The 2532-nt window shown below is 61.4% G+C and carries 2 protein-coding genes; both read left to right on the top strand.

Annotated features, from left to right (window positions below; genetic code table 11):
- Positions 1 to 262 precede the first annotated feature (262 nt).
- Positions 263 to 1387, top strand: a complete 1125-nt coding sequence (locus OC610_RS25380; RefSeq protein ID WP_264431777.1) for an ABC transporter ATP-binding protein — start codon at positions 263 to 265, stop codon at positions 1385 to 1387.
- A gap of 49 nt (positions 1388 to 1436) precedes the next feature.
- Positions 1437 to 2480 carry an ABC transporter substrate-binding protein gene (locus tag OC610_RS25375; RefSeq protein WP_249877220.1) on the top strand — a complete coding sequence of 348 codons (1044 nt, stop codon included), beginning with the start codon at positions 1437 to 1439 and terminating at the stop codon, positions 2478 to 2480.
- Positions 2481 to 2532: the final 52 nt, after the last annotated feature.

Genomic DNA, 2532 nt, shown 5'->3' with positions numbered 1-2532 from the left:
ATCGCGAGCAAGCTCGCTCCCACAAGGGAATGCGCTGGCATACCTATTTGCGACACGCCTCGGTACTGCTTTTGCCCCTACTTGCAGCTCGCCGCTTGAAACTCGCCGCTGCATTTATCCAATCCCGCCATCCGTGTAGGGCAATCCCTACCCCGACTCTTCCATCCGGCTGAGGCGATTCTCTCCTGCGCCCCGATTTGCGCGGGCCCCAGGCTCCACTAGGCTTGATTCACAAGCAGTCATCAATACAAAAGGTGCGGGTATGAGCCAGGTCGATTCAAGCGCGGGGACCAGCGATGTGCTGGTCAGCTTTCGTGGTGTGCAAAAGAGCTACGACGGCGAGAACCTGATCGTCAAGGACCTCAACCTGGACATTCGCAAAGGCGAGTTCCTGACCCTGCTCGGGCCTTCCGGCTCCGGCAAGACCACCAGCCTGATGATGCTCGCCGGTTTCGAGACCCCGACCGCTGGCGAGATCCAGTTGGCCGGCCGCTCCATCAACAACGTGCCGCCGCACAAGCGCGACATCGGCATGGTGTTCCAGAATTACGCCTTGTTCCCGCACATGACCGTCGCCGAGAACCTGGCCTTCCCCTTGACCGTGCGCGGCTTGAACAAGAGTGACGTCGGTGAACGGGTCAAGCGTGTCCTGAGCATGGTGCAGTTGGACACCTTTGCCCAACGCTATCCCGCCCAGTTGTCCGGTGGCCAGCAGCAGCGGGTGGCGCTGGCCCGGGCGTTGGTGTTCGAACCGCAGTTGGTCCTGATGGACGAACCCCTCGGCGCACTGGACAAGCAACTGCGCGAACACATGCAGATGGAGATCAAGCATCTGCACCAGCGCCTCGGCGTGACAGTGGTCTACGTGACCCACGACCAGGGCGAAGCCCTGACCATGTCCGACCGCGTGGCCGTGTTCCACCAGGGCGAAATCCAGCAGATCGCCCCGCCGCGCACACTCTACGAAGAACCGAAAAACACCTTCGTCGCCAATTTCATCGGCGAAAACAACCGGCTCAACGGACGCCTGCACAGCCAGACCGGCGACCGCTGCCTGGTGGAGCTGGGACGCGGCGAGAAAGTCGAAGCCCTGGCCGTCAACGTCGGCAAGCCTGGCGAGCCGGTCACGCTGTCGATCCGACCGGAGCGGGTGAGCCTCAACGGCTCCAGCGAACAATGTGTCAACCGCTTCTCAGGGAGGGTGGCGGAATTCATCTATCTGGGCGATCACGTCCGGGTTCGCCTGGAAGTCTGCGGCAAGAATGACTTCTTCGTGAAACAACCGATTGCCGAGCTCGATCCCGCGCTCGCCGTCGGGGACGTGGTTCCGCTTGGCTGGCAAGTCGAGCATGTGCGTGCGCTCGATCCCCTTCTAGAGGCGAACTGATCGCCCCCTGCTGTACCAACACCAACCCTGCACGTGGAGAGAACAATAAATGTTGAGATCCCTGAAGTTCACAGCCCTGACACTGGGCATGATGGGTGCGGCAAGCGCGATGGCGGCGGGCCCGGACCTGACCGTGGTGTCTTTCGGCGGGGCGAACAAGGCGGCTCAGGTCAAAGCCTTCTACGCACCGTGGGAAGCGGCCGGCAACGGCAAGATCGTGGCGGGCGAATACAACGGCGAAATGGCCAAGGTCAAGGCCATGGTCGATACCAAGAGCGTTTCCTGGGACCTGGTTGAAGTCGAGTCGCCGGAGTTGTCCCGTGGTTGTGACGAAGACATGTTCGAGCAACTTGATCCGAAGCTGTTCGGCAAGGCCGAGGATTATGTCAAAGGCGCCATCCAGCCTTGTGGCGTAGGTTTCTTCGTGTGGTCGACCGTGCTGGCCTACAACGCCGACAAGCTGAAGACTGCGCCGACCAGTTGGGCGGACTTCTGGGACACCAAGCAATTCCCGGGCAAGCGCGGCTTGCGCAAGGGCGCCAAGTACACCTTGGAATTCGCCCTGATGGCCGACGGCGTGGCGCCGAAGGACGTGTACAAAGTGCTGGCCGGCAAGGATGGCCAGGACCGCGCCTTCAAGAAGCTCGACGAACTCAAGCCGAACATCCAGTGGTGGGAAGCTGGCGCCCAGCCGCCGCAATACCTCGCTTCCGGTGACGTGGTCATGAGCTCGGCCTACAACGGCCGGATCGCTGCGGTGCAGAAGGAAAGCAACCTGAAAGTGGTGTGGAACGGCGGCATCTACGACTTCGACGCGTGGGCTATCCCGCGTGGCCTGGACAAGACCCGCGCCGAAGCGGCGAAGAAATTCATCGCTTATTCGGTGGCTCCGCAGCAGCAGAAGACCTACTCGGAAAACATCGCCTACGGCCCGGCCAACACCCAGGCCGTGCCGTTGCTGGCCAAGGATGTCCTGAAAGACATGCCGACCACCCCGGAAAACATCGCCAACCAGGTGCAGATCGACGTCAGCTTCTGGGCTGACAACGGCGAGCAACTGGAGCAGCGCTTCAACTCCTGGGCGGCGAAGTAACCCGAAGGTCTGAAACTGGACGAGATCCATGTGGGAGCGAGCTTGCTCGCGA

This window comes from Pseudomonas agronomica (genome assembly GCF_025917275.1).
Lineage (GTDB): Bacteria > Pseudomonadota > Gammaproteobacteria > Pseudomonadales > Pseudomonadaceae > Aquipseudomonas > Aquipseudomonas agronomica.
The sequence above is the reverse complement of the archived record's forward strand: the minus strand, read 5'-3'. Positions and strand labels throughout refer to the sequence as shown.

Coding starts and splice junctions, on each gene's coding strand:
- OC610_RS25380 (WP_264431777.1), top strand. CDS start 263: ATGAGCCAGGTCGATTCAAGCGCGGGGACCAGCGATGTGCTGGTCAGC.
- OC610_RS25375 (WP_249877220.1), top strand. CDS start 1,437: ATGTTGAGATCCCTGAAGTTCACAGCCCTGACACTGGGCATGATGGGT.